The organism is Labedella endophytica (assembly GCF_003990045.1).
Lineage (GTDB): Bacteria > Actinomycetota > Actinomycetes > Actinomycetales > Microbacteriaceae > Labedella > Labedella endophytica.
Genome location: NZ_RZGZ01000002.1, coordinates 1411738 through 1429716, shown reverse-complemented (window position 1 = coordinate 1429716; position 17979 = coordinate 1411738). Strand labels below are relative to the sequence as shown.

Annotated in this window: 15 protein-coding genes; 12 read left to right on the top strand and 3 right to left on the bottom strand. The window is 68.4% G+C overall.

Annotated elements, in window-relative coordinates; translation table 11 throughout:
* Positions 1 to 86: 86 nt before the first annotated feature.
* Positions 87 to 1451 carry an HNH endonuclease signature motif containing protein gene (locus ELQ94_RS10180; RefSeq protein ID WP_166404721.1) on the top strand — a complete coding sequence of 455 codons (1365 nt, stop codon included), beginning with the start codon at positions 87 to 89 and terminating at the stop codon, positions 1449 to 1451.
* 195 nt (positions 1452 to 1646) lie between these two features.
* Here the strand turns inward: ELQ94_RS10180 and ELQ94_RS10175 are convergent, their stop codons facing one another.
* From ELQ94_RS10175 to ELQ94_RS10165, 3 genes are read right to left on the bottom strand one after another with little or no spacing between them, the layout of a single operon-like run.
* Positions 1647 to 1934, bottom strand: a complete 288-nt coding sequence (locus tag ELQ94_RS10175; RefSeq protein WP_127049712.1) for a hypothetical protein — start codon at positions 1932 to 1934, stop codon at positions 1647 to 1649.
* Positions 1931 to 2962: a LacI family DNA-binding transcriptional regulator gene (locus ELQ94_RS10170; RefSeq protein WP_243696953.1), complete on the bottom strand. Its 1032-nt coding sequence runs from the start codon at positions 2960 to 2962 to the stop codon at positions 1931 to 1933. The genes ELQ94_RS10175 and ELQ94_RS10170 overlap by 4 nt, the downstream gene beginning before the upstream one ends.
* Positions 2963 to 2990: 28 nt before the next feature.
* Complete coding sequence (locus ELQ94_RS10165) at positions 2991 to 4424, bottom strand: GH1 family beta-glucosidase (protein ID WP_127049710.1); 1434 nt, start codon at positions 4422 to 4424, stop codon at positions 2991 to 2993.
* A gap of 217 nt (positions 4425 to 4641) precedes the next feature.
* Between ELQ94_RS10165 and ELQ94_RS10160 the strand changes: the two genes are divergently transcribed.
* The 11 genes from ELQ94_RS10160 to ELQ94_RS10110 all read left to right on the top strand — a co-directional run bounded on the left by ELQ94_RS10160 (position 4642) and on the right by ELQ94_RS10110 (position 17947).
* Positions 4642 to 6165, top strand: coding sequence for an ABC transporter substrate-binding protein (locus tag ELQ94_RS10160; RefSeq protein WP_127049708.1), 1524 nt, complete (start codon positions 4642 to 4644; stop codon positions 6163 to 6165).
* Between the two features lie 43 nt (positions 6166 to 6208).
* Complete coding sequence (locus ELQ94_RS10155) at positions 6209 to 7150, top strand: ABC transporter permease (protein WP_127049706.1); 942 nt, start codon at positions 6209 to 6211, stop codon at positions 7148 to 7150.
* A complete protein-coding gene (locus ELQ94_RS10150) occupies positions 7147 to 8913 on the top strand; it encodes a dipeptide/oligopeptide/nickel ABC transporter permease/ATP-binding protein (RefSeq protein WP_127049704.1) in 1767 nt (588 codons plus the stop codon). Before ELQ94_RS10155 ends, ELQ94_RS10150 begins: the two co-directional genes overlap by 4 nt.
* A complete protein-coding gene (locus tag ELQ94_RS10145) occupies positions 8910 to 9755 on the top strand; it encodes an ATP-binding cassette domain-containing protein (RefSeq protein ID WP_127049702.1) in 846 nt (281 codons plus the stop codon). The genes ELQ94_RS10150 and ELQ94_RS10145 overlap by 4 nt, the downstream gene beginning before the upstream one ends.
* Positions 9756 to 9831: 76 nt before the next feature.
* Complete coding sequence (locus ELQ94_RS10140; protein ID WP_127049700.1) at positions 9832 to 10437, top strand: PadR family transcriptional regulator; 606 nt, start codon at positions 9832 to 9834, stop codon at positions 10435 to 10437.
* A gap of 1 nt (position 10438) precedes the next feature.
* Positions 10439 to 12220 (top strand): sulfatase family protein, encoded by a 1782-nt coding sequence (locus ELQ94_RS10135; protein WP_127049698.1) that lies wholly within the window; start codon positions 10439 to 10441, stop codon positions 12218 to 12220.
* A 241-nt stretch (positions 12221 to 12461) separates the two neighbouring features.
* Positions 12462 to 13703, top strand: coding sequence for an ROK family transcriptional regulator (locus tag ELQ94_RS10130; protein ID WP_127049696.1), 1242 nt, complete (start codon positions 12462 to 12464; stop codon positions 13701 to 13703).
* Positions 13704 to 13728: 25 nt separating this feature from the next.
* On the top strand, positions 13729 to 14553 hold the full coding sequence (locus ELQ94_RS10125; protein WP_127049694.1) for an ABC transporter permease: 825 nt from the start codon (positions 13729 to 13731) through the stop codon (positions 14551 to 14553).
* A complete protein-coding gene (locus ELQ94_RS10120) occupies positions 14550 to 15401 on the top strand; it encodes an ABC transporter ATP-binding protein (RefSeq protein ID WP_127049692.1) in 852 nt (283 codons plus the stop codon). Before ELQ94_RS10125 ends, ELQ94_RS10120 begins: the two co-directional genes overlap by 4 nt.
* Positions 15402 to 15418: 17 nt before the next feature.
* Positions 15419 to 16426 carry an aliphatic sulfonate ABC transporter substrate-binding protein gene (locus ELQ94_RS10115; protein ID WP_127049690.1) on the top strand — a complete coding sequence of 336 codons (1008 nt, stop codon included), beginning with the start codon at positions 15419 to 15421 and terminating at the stop codon, positions 16424 to 16426.
* Complete coding sequence (locus tag ELQ94_RS10110) at positions 16427 to 17947, top strand: sulfatase family protein (RefSeq protein ID WP_127049688.1); 1521 nt, start codon at positions 16427 to 16429, stop codon at positions 17945 to 17947.
* Positions 17948 to 17979: the final 32 nt, after the last annotated feature.

Genomic DNA, 17979 nt, shown 5'->3' with positions numbered 1-17979 from the left:
GTCGTCCACAGGCCGGCTTCGACGAAGAAACCGACTCCCTTTCCGGATACCGTCCGAATGTCGGTGGTGTGCTGTTCACTAGACGTATGAGCAGACAGGGCGAGGTCCTCCAGGAGCGGATCGGGGACGCGATCGAGCTCCTCGCCGGCCCCGTCGCCGCCCTCGCCCCGGCACGGTTGTCCGCCCCGGAATACATCACGGCGCTGCGCGATGTGGAGCACCTCGGCCGTCTCGTGGACGCCGCCCGTGTCGCTCTGGCGGGGGAGGCTGACAAGCGCACGCAGGGACCGATCGACACCCTCGGCGCTCTCGGCTACGCGTCCGCCGTGGATGCCGTCGCGATGCTGACATCGGCGGCGGATCGGGACGCGAAGCGGCGCATCCGTGTGGGCGAATCGCTCAACTGCGGAGCGTCACTGACGGGCGCTGAGACAGGATCGGCGCATCCCGCGGTCGCCGCGGCGGTGTTCGCCGGGAACCTGAGCATCGACGTCGCGACGATCATCATCGACGCCCTCGACGGGGTCGGGAACCGTGTGGATAATGCCGTCCTGATTCAGGCGGAGGAGTCGCTTGTGAAGCTCGCCGCCGGCACTCCAGATCACCCCCCGCTGCGCGCGGATCTGGTCCGTGGGCAGGTGCAACTGTTCCTCGAGACCATCGACCCCGACGGGGCCTGCCCGCGGGAGGAAGTGGCTCGGAGGAAGCGGCGGTTCACGATCGGGCGCGAGACTCCGGAAGGGTTGATTCCCGTGCACGGGCTCCTCACCCTCGAGATCGGCGCATCGTTCAAGCGGCTCCTCGAAGCGCACGTGCGGAAGGTATCGTTCGCCGACCCGGACTCCCTCGTCGACCACGTCGACGACCGACTCCCGCAGCAGAAGCGACACGACACCCTCGCCGATATCCTCAGCGCTGCGGCGCGTGTGAAGGACGCTCCCGAGCTCGCCGGGTCGGCTCCCGCGATCTCCGTGACCGTCACGCAGGCGGCGCTCGATACCGGCTGGGGCGTCGGAGCGATCGACGGTATGGACACCCCGATCTCCGTCGACGCGATCGAGAAGTTGATCGACTCCCGCGGCATGCAACAGATCATCTTCAACGACAAAGGCCGAGCGCTCGCCCTCGGGTCCGTGCAACGCTGCTTCACCCCCTCGCAGCGCCGAGTGATCGCCGCCCGGGACGGTGGCTGCGTGATACCGGGCTGCACCGCCCCGGCGGGGTGGTGCGAAGTGCACCACGTCATCCCCTGGCGGGACGGCGGCCGAACCCACACCGACAACGGGGTACTGCTCTGCTGGGGCCACCATCAGAGCATCGATTCGGGGCCGTGGGAGTTGTCCATGCCGGACGGGGTCCCGCATGTCCGAGGCCCCGGCCACTGGCAGTGGACGCACACCACCAAGAGCAGATCTAGACCGCCCGCGGACCTTGCGGGTGGGAATCCGTGACGCCGAGAACAAGCCGGGGCGTGTGGGCCATCCGCCTGCCCAGGCCTACTCGGCCATGACGTTAGTGGGCGCGTCGGGTCGGTGACCGGCGGGCGTTGCCCGGTGCCGTGCGTCGAGACCCCTGCGCGTCGAGAGCCCTGTGCGTCGAGAGCCTTGTGCGTCGAGAGCCCCGCGTGTCGGGAGCCCACGCAGCGTCTAGCCGCGCTTCTCCGGCCAGCGGAGCGCCACGACGAAGATCGCGACGACGAGCGCGGCCACCGAGAGCAGGAACACGGGACCCCAGAGAGGGAAGCCGTCGCCGCGGTCCATCAGCTCGGCCTGCTCCTTCGTCATGACGACCTCCGAGCCCACCGCTTCGGGAAGGTGGTCGGCGTTGATGATCGTCTGCGCGATCATCGGGACCGCGATGATCCCGACCACGACGACGAGGAGCGCGAGCCCGGCGATCACGAGCAGCCCGGTCCGCCGCTGCCCGCGCGTCACGCCGACTCGCGGATGATGAGCTCGGTGGGCACGATGTTCGCGTGCGGCACGTCGGGGTCGCCGCCGAGCAGCCGCAGCAGCACGTCGACGGTCGTCGCGCCCATGAGCTCGGACGGCTGGCTCACCGTCGTGAGACCGATCTCGCCCCAGGTCGCGGCGGGGCTGTCGTCGTAGCCGACGATCGCGATGTCGTCCGGCACACGGATGCCGCGGGCTGCGAGCACACGGAGCGCGCCCGTCGCCATGAGGTCCGATGCGACGAAGAGGCCGTCGAGATCCGGCTGCTCCTCGAGGAGGCGGCGCATGGCAGCGGCGGCACCCGGCGCGGTGAAGTTGCCGTAGTCGATCGCGGTGGACGGGAGGCCGGCGTCGTCCATGGCCGCGCGGAAACCGGCGAGTCGATCCATGGAGGCGGTCATGTCGACCGGTCCCGCGATCGTCGCGATGCGTCGACGCCCGAGACCGAGCAGGTGCTCGGTGGCGAGTCGGCCGCCCGCGACGTTGTCGACGTCCACGAAGTACGGCTCCGCGCTGATGCCGGCCTCGGGCCGCCCGCCGAACACGATCGGGACGACACCCTCGAGCTGCGCGAGGAACTCGTGGCCGCTGTGGTGCGACACCACGATCGCGCCGTCCACGTTGCCGCCGCGCACGTAGCGCACGGCCTTGCGATCGGGGTCGTCGCGCGCCACGACGAGGTTGAGCACGTACTCGCTGGCGGCGAGACGGCGGTCGAGCCCGGTCGTGAAGCTCGCGAAGTACGGGTCGCCGAAGAAGCGCGACACCTCCTCGGGTACGAGGAGCGCGATCGAATGGGTGCGACTGGAGGCGAGCGAGCGGGCTGCGCGGTTCGGAACGTAGCCGAGCTCGGCGATCGCCTTCTGCACCGCCTCGACGACCTCGCCCCGCACGCGCGGCGACCCGTTCACCACGCGACTCACGGTGGCGCGCGAGACACCGGCGGCCTCGGCGACCGCCTCGAGCGTCGGCGGATGACGCACGGTGTGGCGGGGGGTGACGGTGCTCACGGCGATCGGCGTCCGGGTCGAGGTCGGGCTACGGGCGGGCGGGCAGGGCGCGGGCGGGCAGAGCGCGCGCTGCGATGATGTCCCGGTACGAGAGCCCGGAGTCCTTGATGATGCGCTCCTGGGTGTCGTAATCCACGCGCACGATCCCGAAGCGCTTGTGGTACCCCCAGGCCCACTCGTAGTTGTCGAGCAGCGACCAGTAGAAATACCCGCGCACGTTCACACCGTCGTCGATCGTGTCGAGGATCGCCTCGAGGTGGCCGGCGAGGAAGCGAGAGCGGTCGTCGTCGTGCACGGCGCCGTCCTCGAGCACGTCGTCGAACGCCGCGCCGTTCTCGGTGACCCAGATCGCGGTCCCAGCGGGTCCCGTGTACTCCTCGTCCACGTGCACGAGCAGGTCGCGCAGCAGCCACGGCTCGATCTCCCAGCCCATGGACGTGGTCTCGAGGTCCTGCGGCTGCCAGTACACGTTCTCGGCGGCCGGGAAGGGGGAACGGATGGGGCGTTCGGTCTCCGCCTGACCGCCCGTCTCCACCGGCGGCTTCGTGGAGGTGACGTGCTCGCCGTGGTAGTAGTTCACGCCGAGGGCGTCGATCGGCGTGGAGATGATGTCGAGGTCGCCGTCCTTCACATACGACTCGAAGTTGTTCCCGGCGACGTCGTCGATGACATCCTGCGGGTAGACGCCGTGGAAGATCGGTTCGAGGAAGAAGCGGTTGAACTGGCCGTCGATGCGGCGCGCGGCGTCGACGTCGCCCTCGTTGCTCGGATCGACGGGCTTCGCGACCGTGAGGTTGAGCGTGATCCCGATCTCGAGCGCCGGGTCCGCCTCGCGGAGGGACTGCACGGCGAGTCCGTGTCCGAGCATGAGGTGGTGGGCGGCGGCGAGGCCGTCCTCCACCGACTGCCGACCCGGGGCGTGCGCGCCGGCCGTGTAGGAGAGGAACGAGGAGCACCACGGCTCGTTGAGCGTCGTCCACACGTCGACGCGGTCGCCGAGGGCCTCGTGCACCGTCATCGCGTAGTCGCGGAAGGCCTCGGAGGTGTCGCGGTTGGTCCAGCCGCCACGCTCCTCGAGGGCCTGCGGAAGGTCCCAGTGGTAGAGGGTGAGCCACGGCTTGATCCCGGCGCCGAGGAGCTCGTCGACGAGGCGCGAGTAGAAGTCGAGCCCCTTCGGGTTCGCCGGTCCGCCGTCGGGCCGCACGCGCGCCCACGACGTGGAGAAGCGGTAGGTCTGGAGGCCGAGCTCCTTCATGATCGCCACGTCGTCGCGGTAGCGGTGATAGTGGTCCGTCGCGACGTCGCCGTTGTGCGCATCGATGACCGCCCCCGGTACGCGGCTGAACGCGTCCCAGATGGAGTCGGTGCGACCGTCCTCGTGGGCGGCTCCCTCGATCTGGTAGGCGGCGGTGGCCGCTCCGAAGAGGAAGTGGTCGGGGAAACGGCGGGCGTCGTCGCTCATGGGTGCTCCAGCTGTCGGTGATCTGGGATGAAGCCTACCGCGCGGGAGAGCGCTCTCACGGGAGGGGTGCGGGATCGTGCGGCCGCTCGCCGCTCGCCGCTCGCCGCTCGCCGCTTGCCCCTCGCCGCTCGGCACAAAAGGCATATAGGTCGTTGCACCTAAAGGACATGTCCCCTATGGTGGCTGCAAGCCACACACCTGTACGAAGGAGTACGTCATGGTTCGTCGTCGGAAAGCTGCAGCAACGATCGCCGCAGCAGCCGCCCTCTCGCTCGCATTCGCCGGTTGCTCGACCGGTAGCGACTCAGCGGAGGGAGGTGAACAGACCCTGACGCTCGCGAGCGCCGTGGACATCAACTCGTTCGCACCCGCAGATTCGCGAGACGCGCACTATGTGCAGTACTACCAGCCCGTCTACGACACGCTCATTCAGATCGCACCGGACGGCGAGTACGTCGCGGACCTCGCCACCGAGTGGGAGTGGAACGACGACCAGACCACGCTGAGCCTCACGCTGCGCGACGACGTCGTCTTCACGGACGGCAGCGACTTCGACGCGGATGCAGTGAAGGCGAACATCGAGGCGACCCGGGAGGGGACGGGGACCTCGAGTGTGGCATTCGCCGCGATCTCGGACATCGTCGTGAACTCGGCGACCAGTGTCGACCTCGTCTTCACGCAGCCTGATCCCGGCATCATCCGGCAGCTCGCGCTTCCCGGTGGTGCAATGGCCAGCCCCGACTCGATCGATGCGGGGACCCTCGCCGACGCCCCGGTTGGCACCGGACCCTACGTCCTCGACGAGGCCGAGACGACCAAGACGGTGCAGTACACGTTCGTGCGCAATGACGACTACTGGAACGCCGAGGCGTATCCGTACGATCGCATCGTCATCAAGCCGATCACGGACGCGACCGCACGGTTCAACGCCGTCCGCAGCGGCGAGGTGGACGGTGCCACCGGTGACGCGATCAACGCCGAACAGGCGGAGGGCGCGGGCCTCACGGTCACCACGTCCCCCGGTCCCGGCTTCCAGGGCCTGTTCCTCTTCGACCGTGACGGCACGATGGTGCCCGCTCTCGCCGATGAGCGCGTGCGTCAGGCCCTGAACTACGCGATCGACCGCGAGGCGATCCTCGACACCCTCTACGACGGGTCCGGCACGATCACGAACCAGGTGTTCAATCCGAAGTCCGAACCGTACGACGAGTCGCTCGAGGGCGCGTACGAGTACGACCCAGACCGTGCTCAGGAGCTCCTCGCCGAGGCGGGCTACGCCGACGGATTCTCGATGACCATCCCCGAACCCGTCTACGCCAACCTCTCGCCCCTTCTCACCGAGCAGCTCGGCGCCGTGGGGATCACCGTGGACTGGGCGCAGGTCCCGCAGGCGCAGACCAACGACGAATACCTCTCCGGCAAGTACGCCGCCGTCTGGTACCAGTTGCAGTCGAGCGACCCGTGGCAGGGAATCAACTTCTGGGGCGCGTCCGACGCGCCGTGGAACCCCCTCGGCAACACCGACCCGGAGATCCAGGCTGCCGTCGACCTGATCCGGACGACGTCGGGAGACGCGCAGGTGGAGGCCTACCGGGCGCTCGACACGCTCTTCGTGGAGAAGGCCTGGTTCGTCCCCGCCTACTTCCCCGACGCCGTCTACTTCTCGACCGCGGGCGTCGACGTGGATGCACAGGCGTTGCAGATCGTCCCGTCGATCGCGAACTACGCACCAGCATCGTGAGCGGGACGACGATCACGTCGACGGTGGGGGAGGTCGACGCGGCATGCTGACCTACCTCGTGCGCAGACTCCTCGCCGGAGTCGTGATGGTGTGGGTGATCGCGACGGCGACGTTCTTCCTCCTGAACGCGAACGGCACGAACGTTGCTCGGACCCTCCTCGGGGAGAACGCGACCGACGAGCAGATCGCGGCGAAGCTCGCCGAGCTCGGTCTCGACCGCGACATCTTCACGCGCTACGTCGACTGGTTGCAGCACGCGATCCGGGGCGATCTGGGCAGTTCCTGGTTGACGTTCCAGCCGGTGACGGACGCGTTGCTCGACCGGCTCCCGGTGACGCTGTCGTTGGCCGTCGCGGCTGTCGTCGTCACCGGGGTCGTGAGCGTCCTCCTCGGAGTGTTCGCGGCGTACCGCGGAGGATGGATCGACCGTGCTGTCCAGATCGTCGGAATCGCGGGCTTCGCGATGCCGGGCGTGTGGCTCGCGCTCATCCTCGTGCTCGCGTTCGCCATCACACTCGGCTGGTTCCCGGCGACCGGCTACGTGCCGTTCGCCCGATCGGCCGACGGGTGGGCGCTCGCGCTCGTGCTGCCCGTGACGGCGATCTCTGTGAGCTCCGTCGCATCCACAGCGCAGCAGGTGCGCGGCGCGATGATCGACACGCTCAGCCAGGACTACGTGCGGACCCTGCGCAGCCGCGGTCTCCCCGAGCGAAGCATCGTGCTGAAGCATGCCCTGCGCAACGCCGCTCCAGCGGGGCTCACCGTGCTCTCGCTCGAATTCATCAGTCTTCTCGGCAGTACCGTCGTCATCGAGCGGATCTTCGCGCTGCCGGGGATCGGCTCCATGGTGCTCGACGCCACGGTCGGCGGCGACAGTCCCCAGGTCATCGGCGTCGTCGTGATGATGGTCCTCGTCGTGGTGGTCGTCAACCTCGCCATCGATCTGCTGAACGGCTGGCTCAATCCGAAGGTGCGTGTCGCATGACCTCCCCGTCCCCGATCGCCGGAGTGGTCGCCGCGACCGCCACCGATCCTGCCCGTCGCGGTGTCCTGCGCGTGCTCCTGCGCAATCCGCTCGCTCTCGCGTCGCTCGTCGTCCTGGTCCTCGTCGTGGTCGTCAGCATCGCCGCACCCCTCCTCGCGCCGTTCGGACCCAACGAGGTCGTCCCCGGTCTCGCGCGTCAGGGTCCGGAAGCCGGCCATCTCCTCGGGGGAGACGGAGCGGGCCGCGACGTCCTCTCACGGCTCCTCTTCGCCGGGCGACTGACGCTCATCGGCACCGTCGTCACGCTCGTGGTGGCCGTCGTCGTCGGCGTTCCCGCCGGGATGCTGGCCGGCTACTACGGTTCGTGGTGGGACAGCGTGTCGAGCTGGGGTGCGAACATCGTCATCGCGATCCCTGGAATGGTGCTCCTCCTGGCCGTGATCGCGGCGATCGGGCCGCAGACGATCCCCGTCATGGCGATGTTCGGCATCCTGCTGTCGCCCGGCTTCTTCCGGCTGGCGAGGACAGCGGTTCAGAACGTGCGCAACGAGCTGTACGTCGATGCGGCGCGCGTCTCCGGGCTGAGTGACGCGCGCATCATCGCCCGCCACGTCTTCGGCGTCGTCCGCGGTCCTCTCATCATCCAGGCGTCGTTCAGTGCAGGGGCCGCCGTCCTCGTCCAGACGGGGCTCCAGTTCCTGGGGTTAGGGGAGCAGGGGACGCCGAGCTGGGGGCAGATGCTCTCCGACGCCTTCACCAACATCTACGCTGCCCCGCACCTCGTCTTCCCCCCGGGGATCACGATCGCGATCACGGTGGCCTCACTCGCCCTCGTCGGCAACGCCCTGAGGGACAGCGTCAACGGTCGATCGGCGCCGAGCCGTGCCCGGCGCGTCCCGCCGGAGGCTCCCGCGGATCCGACGCCGGACGACACCTCCCTCCTGGTGGTCCGCGGGATGCAGATCGGGTACCCGGCGGGGAACGGCGTCTCCGTCGTCGTCGACGACGTTGGATTCTCGATCGCGGCCGGCGAGGTCGTCGGGCTCGTGGGCGAGTCCGGATCGGGCAAGTCGCAGACGGCCTTCAGCATCCTCGGCCTGCTCCCGCCGGAGGCCTCGATCCGGCGCGGAATCGTGCACTTCGACGGCCGGGACCTGCTCGCCGCGTCGCCGACGGAGCGCGCGCGGCTTCGCGGGTCGCGGATTGCCTACATCCCGCAGGAGCCGATGTCGAACCTCGACCCCTCCTTCACGATCGGCGCCCAGCTGACGGAGCCGCTGCGTGCGGTTCGAGGACTCTCCCGATCCGCCGCGCGAGCCCGTGCCCTCGAACTGCTCGAGGAGGTCGGGATAGCGGATCCCGCGCGCACGTTCGCCTCCTACCCGCACCAGATCAGCGGAGGAATGGCCCAGAGGGTCCTCATCGCGGGTGCCGTCTCGTGCGACCCCGCGCTCCTCATCGCCGACGAGCCCACGACGGCCCTGGACGTGACCGTCCAGGCCGAGATCCTCGACCTGCTCAGGCGGCTCCAGGAGGAACGCGGCATGGCGGTCCTCCTCGTGACGCACAACTTCGGTGTCGTCGCCGACCTCTGCCAACGTGTCGTCGTCATGCGCACCGGTCGGGTCGTCGAGGAGGGCGACGTGACGGCGGTGTTCGCCGATCCTCGCGAGGATTACACGAAGCAACTGCTGTCCGCCATACCCAACGGCACCCGCCTGAGGGCGCCCGTGGTGCCCGTCTCGAGGAGGAAGACCTCATGAATACGACCGAACCTCTCCTCCGCATCGAGGACCTCGTCGTGACCTACCGTGCCTCTGGCCGCCGCGCCGGGAATCGCGTGCTCGATGGCATCAGCCTGCAGATCGGAGCGGGGGAATGTGTCGGCCTCGTCGGCGAGTCCGGGTCGGGGAAGAGCACGCTCGGCCGTGCCGTGCTCGGTCTCGCGCCCGTCACTGCGGGATCGATCTCGTTCGACGGACGCCGGATCGACGCACTCGGACGCCGCGGACGTCGAGCGCTCGCGGCCGACATCCAGGTCGTCTTCCAGGATCCCTACACCTCGCTCAACCCGTCCATGAGTGTCGGCGACATCCTGGCCGAGCCGATCAGGGCGGCGGGGCTGAAGCGCGTTCATGCAGCGTCCCGCGTGCGGGAGCTCCTCGAGCAGGTCGATCTGCCGGCGGACGCCGAGTCGCGCTTCCCCCGGCAGTTCTCGGGTGGCCAACGACAGCGGATCGCGATCGCCCGTGCCCTCGCACTCGAGCCGCGTCTCATCATCTGCGACGAGCCGCTGTCGGCCCTCGACCTGTCCACCCAGGCGCGTGTCATGGACCTGCTCATCGGCATTCAGGAACGTACGGGGGTGTCGTACCTCTTCATCTCGCACGATCTGCAGGTGGTCCGAGAGATGTGCCACCGGGTCGCTGTGATGTTCCGCGGGCGCCTCGTCGAGACGGGGGAGGCCGACCAGGTGACCGCATCACCGGAGCACCCGTACACGCGACAGCTGATGCTCGCGGCGCCCGTCGCCGACCCCGTCGTTCAGGCCGAACGGCGCCGCGAACGCTCCCGGCTGGCCCAGACCGTGAACCCTGCCGCATGAGCGGACGACGACGACGTGAGCGGGCGATTCCGTCCGGGGTGCCGTCTGAGAGCCGATCGCAGGAGAATGGCGGCATATGAAACTCGAGTACATCCTCCTCGGCCTCCTCGCGCGAGGACCCGTCAGCGGGTACGACATCGGCAAGTGGATGCAGCGCGAGGGGCGGTTCTATCGCTCGAACACCGATCAGAGCCAGATCTATCGCGTCCTGAAACGAATGGAGGACGCCGGGTGGATCGGACACGTCGTCGACCCCCGGACGGGTCGCCCCGACGCGAAGGTGTACCGGATGACGGAGGCCGGACGCGCCGAGGTCGTCCGATGGTCGCGTGAACCGTACGCGCCGCCGTCGCGGTTCCAGGATGCGGATTTCCATGTGCGCTTCGACATCGCCGGCGCGCTCGACCCGGAGTCGTTGCGGAATCTCCTCGTCACCGAGCTCGACGCGCGGCGGCGCCAGGTCGCCGAATCCCGCGATCGGGACAGGACCCGGACCTATCCGGACCCGATCGAGGAACTGGACGTCGAGCGGGCGAACGTCCTGGCCGACGCGTCCCACCGTCGGGGGATGCTCGAGATCGACACGTGGATCGGGTGGCTTGAGCGCACGCTGGAGGAGTTCGACGCGTCGGGTGTCACAGCTCCGAGCGGCGTCGACGCTACAGGATCGGCGAGGAGCTGACGTGCGGGCGATCATGGTGATGTTCGACACCCTCAACCGAGGATTCCTGCCGCCGTACGGTGCTGAAGGCGTCCATGCTCCGAACTTCGAGCGCCTGGCCGAGCGATCCGTCACGTTCGACACCTGCTACGCGGGCAGTATGCCGTGCATGCCGGCCCGTCGCGAGATGCACACGGGACGCTACAACTTCCTGCACCGTTCGTGGGGCCCGCTCGAGCCCTTCGACGACTCGGTCCCCGAGCTGCTCTCGCACGCGGGCGTGTACACACACCTCGTCACCGATCACCAGCACTACTGGGAGGACGGCGGGGCGACCTACCACTCCCGCTACGACACGTTCGAGTTCTTCCGCGGCCAGGAAGGGGACCGGTGGAAGGGTCACGTCGGCGACCCGGATCCGGTCGAAACGGTGAGCCGTCGCACGGGAGCGATCGTGCGGCAGGACCGGATCAACCGCCAGTACTATCCGACGGCGCAGACCCACCCCCAGACCCTCACGGTGGACGCGGGCATCGAGTTCCTGCGCACGAACTCGGGCGAGGACTCCTGGTTCCTCCAGATCGAGTGCTTCGACCCCCACGAGCCGTTCGTCAGCTATCCGGAGCATCGGCGCTGGTACAGATCCGAGGACGACGCCCCGACGATGGACGAGGGCGCCTACGACTGGCCGGACTACGGCCGGGTGGGGGAATCGGATGCCGAGATCGCGCACATGCGCGAGCAGTACAGCTCCCTCCTCACGATGTGCGACGAGTCGCTCGGACGCGTCCTCGACGAGATGGACGCGCAGGGCCTCTGGGACGACACGCTCCTGATCGTCTGCACCGACCACGGACTGCTCCTCGGCGAGCGCGGGTGGTGGGGGAAGAACGTGCAGCCGTGGTTCGAGGAGAATATCCATACGCCGCTGTTCATCTGGGATCCGAGGAGCGGTCGAGCGGGGGAGCGCTCGGACGCCCTCGTGCAGACCATCGACTTCGGGGCGACGCTCCTCGACTACTTCGGACTTCCCCTGCCTGCCGACATGCTCGGCTCCGCCATCGGGCCGCTCCTCGCCGAGGGCGTCCGGCCGCGGGAGGTCGGGCTCTTCGGCTCGTTCGGCGGGCACGTCAACGTCACGGATGGTCGCTACGTCTACATGCGGGCGTGCGCGACCCCGGAGAACGGACCGCTCTACGAGCACACGCTCATGCCGACCCACATGGCGTCGCGATTCCGCCCGGAGGAACTGCGAGAGGCCGAGTTGATCCCGCCGCTAGCGTTCAGCAAGCAGGTCCCCGTCCTGCGGATGCCCGCTGCGGCCTGGGGTGACCCGTGGAGCTTCGGCACCCTCTTGTTCGATCTCTTGGAGGACCCGGACCAGCTCCACCCTCTGGTCGATCCCGAGCTGGAACGGCGGATGGTGGGGATGCTCGTCACGGCGATGGTGGAGGCCGATGCGCCGCCCTCGCAGTTCGAGCGGCTCGGTCTTCCCGAGCACGGAGAGATCACCGATCGGCACCTCCTCACCCGATCGCAGCACGCCAACGCGCGGGAGGCGTTGACGGCCCTGCCCTCGCGCACGACGGTGTCGCAGCGCTGGCCGATCCTCCTCCGGCAGCTCGGGTCCGTCGCCGAGGACGACGATCGCTGGCCGACGGTGCTCGAGCACCTGCCCATGTTGTCGGACGAGCGAACGGCTCGCATGTACGCGGGGGCGTCGGTCTACGAGCTCGCCCAGATGTTCCCCTCGCTCGGTGCCACAGCTCTCGCAGCCCTCGGTGACGCGTTGACCGCCGAGTAGGACTGATCGGTCGGCCGCGAACGTCATCGAGGCGACGAGCGCCGGAAGGCGCCGCTCGGGAGGGCGATTCGGTCGTCTGCCACAGCCCACCGGGCGTCGAGCGCGAACGATCGGACGGGGGGTGAAAGGCGCGAGTGTCATCGGCGTCGGCCAGGCGACGGGATGTGTTCTGCCAGGGCTTCGACTTATTGCCGGATTCTTTCTGCCGGGCGGTTGACGGAAAAATTCTGAGGTCCCTAAGGTGAGCGTTGTGAAGCCCATCGGAGTGCACGCGCTGGTCCGTCGGACCCACGAGGACCGCGTCCTCGTGGCTCTCCGCGAGCGCGGCGCGCTCAGCCGCAGCGAGCTGGCCACCGTCGTCGGACTCTCACGGACGACGCTCTCCGAGATCACCGGCAGCCTCCTGGCCCGTGGCGCCATCATCGTCGTCGACACCGATGCGACCTCCCGCTCGGGGAGCGGTCGGCCGGCGGAACGTCTCGCCCTCGACCCCCGCTCCGGGCAGTATCTCGGAGTCGACTTCGGCCACCGCCGGGTCCAGGTCGCCGTCGCCGACGCGTCCCACGAGATCATCGCATCGGGCTCAGCCCGCTACGACGACGGAATCGACTGGCGCGCGCGCCTCGACACGACCTTCGCCCTCATCGAGGAGGTGTCCTCGGAGCGGGGAACCCACTTCGGAGCCCTCCAGGCCGTCGGTATCGGAGTCCCCGGGCCCTACGCACGGACCACCACCGCCGAGCCGGGCATGAGCTGGGGCAGGAGGGAGCCGGCCGAGGGCATCGACGAGGCTTTCCACGACCGCTTCGGAGCCCGAGTCGTCGTCGACAACAACACCCGCTTCGCGGCTCTCGCCGAGGCTCTGTCGATCGGCAGCAGCGGTGGGGACGACGTCATCTACCTCCGGCTCTCCGACGGAGTCGGCGGCGGTCTCGTGATCGGAGGGCGCCTCGTCGTCGGATCCGCCGGGCTCGCCGGGGAACTGGGACACGTCGCCGTGGCCGGCGGGACGCGGTCGTGCCGATGCGGGAAGACGGGATGTCTCGAGACCGTCGCCGCGACGCCCGAGATCCTCGCCGAGTGTCGCCGACGGGGTGTGGACGTGAACGACCTCGACGACCTGCGACGCGAGGTCGCACGCGCTCATCCCGTGGTCGATGCGGTGCTCCGCGACATCGGAGGGGCGGTGGGCCGCGCCCTCGGGACCGCGGCGATGACGCTCAACCCCTCGAGCATCGTGCTCGGCGGTCCCGTCGTCGACGTAGCCCCCGCCCTCGTCGACGCCGCCCGGTCGGCGCTCCGATTCGAGTTGGCGTCGATCTCGCCGGCGCTTCCCGACTTCCGCACCTCCACCCTCGGAGACCTGGCGGGGGCGGTCGGCGCGATCGCCGCCGTCTTCCGCGAGTCCCCCCTTCTGGCCAACTACCCGGGCGTCGCCGACGCCGTCACCCCCTCCCCGACGATGAGGAGCTCGATCCGATGACCGCACCGACACCTGAGGGGACACCATGTCGACCGTGACCGATCGGACGGTGTCCACCCCGACGCCCACGACGAGGACCGGCGTCAAGCGCAGCCGCCTGCTGGGCAGCCGCTCCTCCGTCCTCGTCCTCAACGCCATCTCCATCATCGGCGGGATCGGCCTCTGGTGGGTGCTCGCGCTCAACGGGTTCCAGCTGCCGACGCCGCCGGAGGTCCTCGAGAAGGGGATCGCGCTGGCGCAGCAGGGGATCCTCGTCGAGGACATCGCCGCGAGCCTCGGCCGGGTGCTCTCCGGCTTCCTCCTCGGCTCGGCCCTCGCGATTCCGGTGGGGTTCCTGATGGGGTGGTACACCATCGGACGCGGACTCCTCGAGCCGTGGATCCAGTTCTTCCGCACCATCCCGCCGCTCGCACTCCTCCCGCTCGTGCTCGTCCTCCTCGGCATCGGCGAGATCCCGAAGATCTTCGTGATCTTCCTCGCCGCCTTCCTCGCCTGCGTCATCTCGACCTACCAGGGTGTGGTGAGCGTCGACCGCACGATGCTCAACGCCGCCCGGGTGCTCGGTGCGAAGGACGGCACGATCTTCGCCCGAGTGGTCGTGCCGGCGTCGACGCCGTTCATCCTCGTCGGCATGCGCGTCGGACTCGGATCGTCGTGGGCGACGCTCGTCGCCTCGGAGCTGCTCGGTGCGCAGCGCGGCATCGGCGCGCGCATGCAGGCGGCGCAGATCTACTACGACCTCGCGACGATCTTCGTGGGAATCGTCCTGATCGGGATCTTCGGTCTCGTCATGGACCGGTTGCTGCTGCTCGCGGAATCCAAACTGACCGGCTGGCAGGAGCGACGATGAGCGACACGACGACGGATCGCCGAGGGGCCACCGCGTCCCCGAAGATCTCGGTCAGGGACGTGAAGAAGACCTTCACGCTGAAGAACGAGGAGTTCGTCGCTCTCGGCGGCGTCGATCTCGACATCGCCGACAACGAGTTCGTGACGGTCGTCGGGCCATCTGGCTGCGGCAAGTCCACGCTCATGAACATCCTCGCGGGGCTCGACGAACCGACGGCAGGCGAGGCGCTCGTCGATGGAGTGGCCGTGGACGGCCCCGGCCCCGAGCGCGGTGTCATCTTCCAGCAGTACGCGCTGTTCCCCTGGCTCACCGTCCGTCAGAACGTCGAGTTCGGACTCAAGACCGCGAAGGTGCCGCGCGCGGAGCGTCGTGAACGTGCCGACTACTTCATCCGCATGGTGGGCCTCGAGCAGTTCGCCGACGCCCTGCCGAAGATGCTGTCCGGCGGAATGAAGCAGCGCTGCGCCATTGCTCGTGCCTACGCCGTGAATCCGTCGATCCTGCTCATGGACGAACCGTTCGGCGCGCTCGACGCCCTCACCCGCGTGAAGCTGCAGGAACAGCTCCTCGACACGTGGAGCCAGGAGAAGCGCACGGTCATGTTCATCACGCACGACGTCGACGAGGCGGTGTTCCTCGCCAACCGCGTCGTCGTCATGGCGGCGCGACCCGGCCGGATCTTCGACGTCATCGATGTGAACCTGCCGTATCCCCGCACCGAGGACGTCCGACTCAGCCCCGAATTCGGAGAGCTGCGCAACCGCGTCTGGCACTCCGTCTACCACCAATCCACCGCGACGGCCGGGAGTTCCGACCACCGCACCGCGTCGTCATCGCCGACGACCTGACAACGAGAAGAAACGACATGACCTTCAACAAGAAATTCCTCGGCGCCCTCGCGCTCGTGGCCGCCAGCACGCTCGCCATCACCGGGTGCAGCGCCGATGGCGGGGGCGGCGGCGGTTCGGCAGAGGAGACGATCGACGTGAACTTCGGCTACATCGGAGACTTCAACGGGGCGAGCCTGCTCGCCGTCGCGGAGGAGCAGGGCATCTGGGAGAAGCACGGACTCAACGTCACGGCGAGCGTCTTCACCAACGGGCCGCTGCAGATCCAGGCGCTCGGCACGGGCGACCTCGACTTCGGATACATCGGCCCGGGGGCCATGTGGCTGCCGGCTTCCGGCGAGGCCAAGGTGGTCGCGATCAACACGCTCGGCCAGGCCGATCGGGTGGTCGCGCAACCGGGTATCGAGAGCATCGAGGATCTGCGCGGGAAGACCGTCGCCGTGCCGGAGGGAACGAGCGGTGACATGATCCTCACCCTCGCCCTCCAGGAGGCGGGCATGACGAAGGACGACGTCGATCTCGTCCCGATGGAGCCGGCCGCCATCGTGGCTGCGCTCGCCTCGCAGCAGGTCGACGGCGCCGGGTTCTGGTATCCGGCGCTCGCCACGGTGAAGGAGCAGGTGCCCGACCTCGTCGAGCTCGCGCAGAACAGCGACTTCGAGGACGTCGTGGCCTTCCCGACGGCGTTCGTCGCCGGAAACGATGTCGTCGAGGAGGAGCCGGAGAAGGTCGAACGCGTCGTCGCTGCTCTCCGCGAGGCGATGGAGTTCCGTTCCACGGACCTCGACGCCACCATCGAGGCGACGGCGGCCATGCTGTCCGTCGAACCCGCCCAGGTCGAGGCCGACGCGGGCAACGTGCAGATCCTGTCGACGGAGGAGCTCGACGGCTGGACCGCCGACGGGACGATCGACACGTGGCTCACCGGGATGAACGAGTACTTCGTCGGCGCAGGCAAGCTGCCCTCGCCCGTCGAGCCCTCCGAGTACTACCTCGGGGACATCTTCACGTCGGCGGGTGAGTAGATGACGACCCCGAGGAACATCCTCTTCCTCATGACGGACCAGCACCGCTCGGACACCCTCGGTACCTACGGGAACCCGGCCGGGACGAGCCCCGTGCTCGACGAGCTGGCACGGACGGGAACGCGTTTCGACCGCTGGTACACGCCCACGGCGATCTGCACGCCTGCCCGGGCGAGCCTCCTGACGGGCTATGCGCCGTTCCGCCACAAGCTCCTTGCGAACCACGAGAGGAACGTCGGCTACATCGAGGACCTCTCCGACGGGCAGTTCACGTTCGTCGAGTCGCTCCGAGACGCCGGATACAACACGGGGCTGATCGGAAAATGGCACGTCGGTAACGAGAAGCGGGCCGCGGACTTCGGCTTCGACGGCCCGGATCTGCCGGGTTGGCACAATCCGATCGACAACGCGGACTACCTCGCCTACCTCGACGAGAACGCCCTGCCGCCCTATGAGATCAGTGATCGCATCCGTGGAACCCTTCCGAACGGCGGGCCGGGGAACCTCCTCGCCGCCCGGCTCCACCAGCCGGTGGAGGCGACGTTCGAGTACTACCTGGCCACACGGGCGATCGAGCAATTGGAGAGGTACGCGGAGGACTACCAGCGGGACGACAAGCCGTTCTACCTCGCGCTGCACTTCTTCGGCCCGCACCTGCCGTACATCGTCCCCGACGAGTACTTCGACATGTTCGATCCGGAGCAGATCGAGATGCCGAAGTCGATGTTCGAGACGTTCGAGGGCAAGCCGCCCGTGCAGAAGAACTACAGCGCTCACTGGACCTTCGATTCCATGGACATCGAGGTCAGCCGCAAGCTCATCGCGGTGTACTGGGGATACGTCAAACTCATCGACGAGCAGATCGGCCGGGTCATGGACGCCATGACCCGGCTCGGGCTCGCCGACGAGACGTCGGTGTTCTTCACGTGCGACCACGGGGAGTTCACGGGATCCCATCGGCTGCACGACAAGGGGCCGGCCATGTACGAGGACATCTACCGGACGCCCGGCCTTCTCCGCGTGCCGGGGGCGCCCGAGGGCGTGGTCCGCGAGGAGTTCGTCAGTCTCCTCGACTGCACGGCGACCATCCTCGAGCTCGCGGGACTCGACGCGGCGCCCGCCGTGGACTCGCGGAGCCTGCTCCCGCTCGTCCGGGGCGAGGAGGTCGCCTGGGAGGAGGACATCGTGTGCGAGTTCCACGGCCACCACTTCCCGTACCCGCAGCGGATGATCCGCACCGACCGGTTCAAGCTCGTCGTCAATCCGGATTCCGTGAACGAGCTCTACGACCTCCACGTCGATCCGGACGAACTCCTCAACGTCTACGAGCTCCCCGAGATGTTCGGCACGAGGACCGAGCTCATGACCCGGCTCTATTCGGTGCTCCGCGAACGCGGCGACAAGTTCTATCACTGGATGACCTCGATGTACGACGTCGGAGAGCTCGGCTACGACCCGACGCTCTCGGGCCTCGATGAGGCCACCTACGACGGCTCGCGGACGGAAGGGGCCACGCCGTGACAGGGGCGGGGGCGGATGCGTCGGGTTCGCGT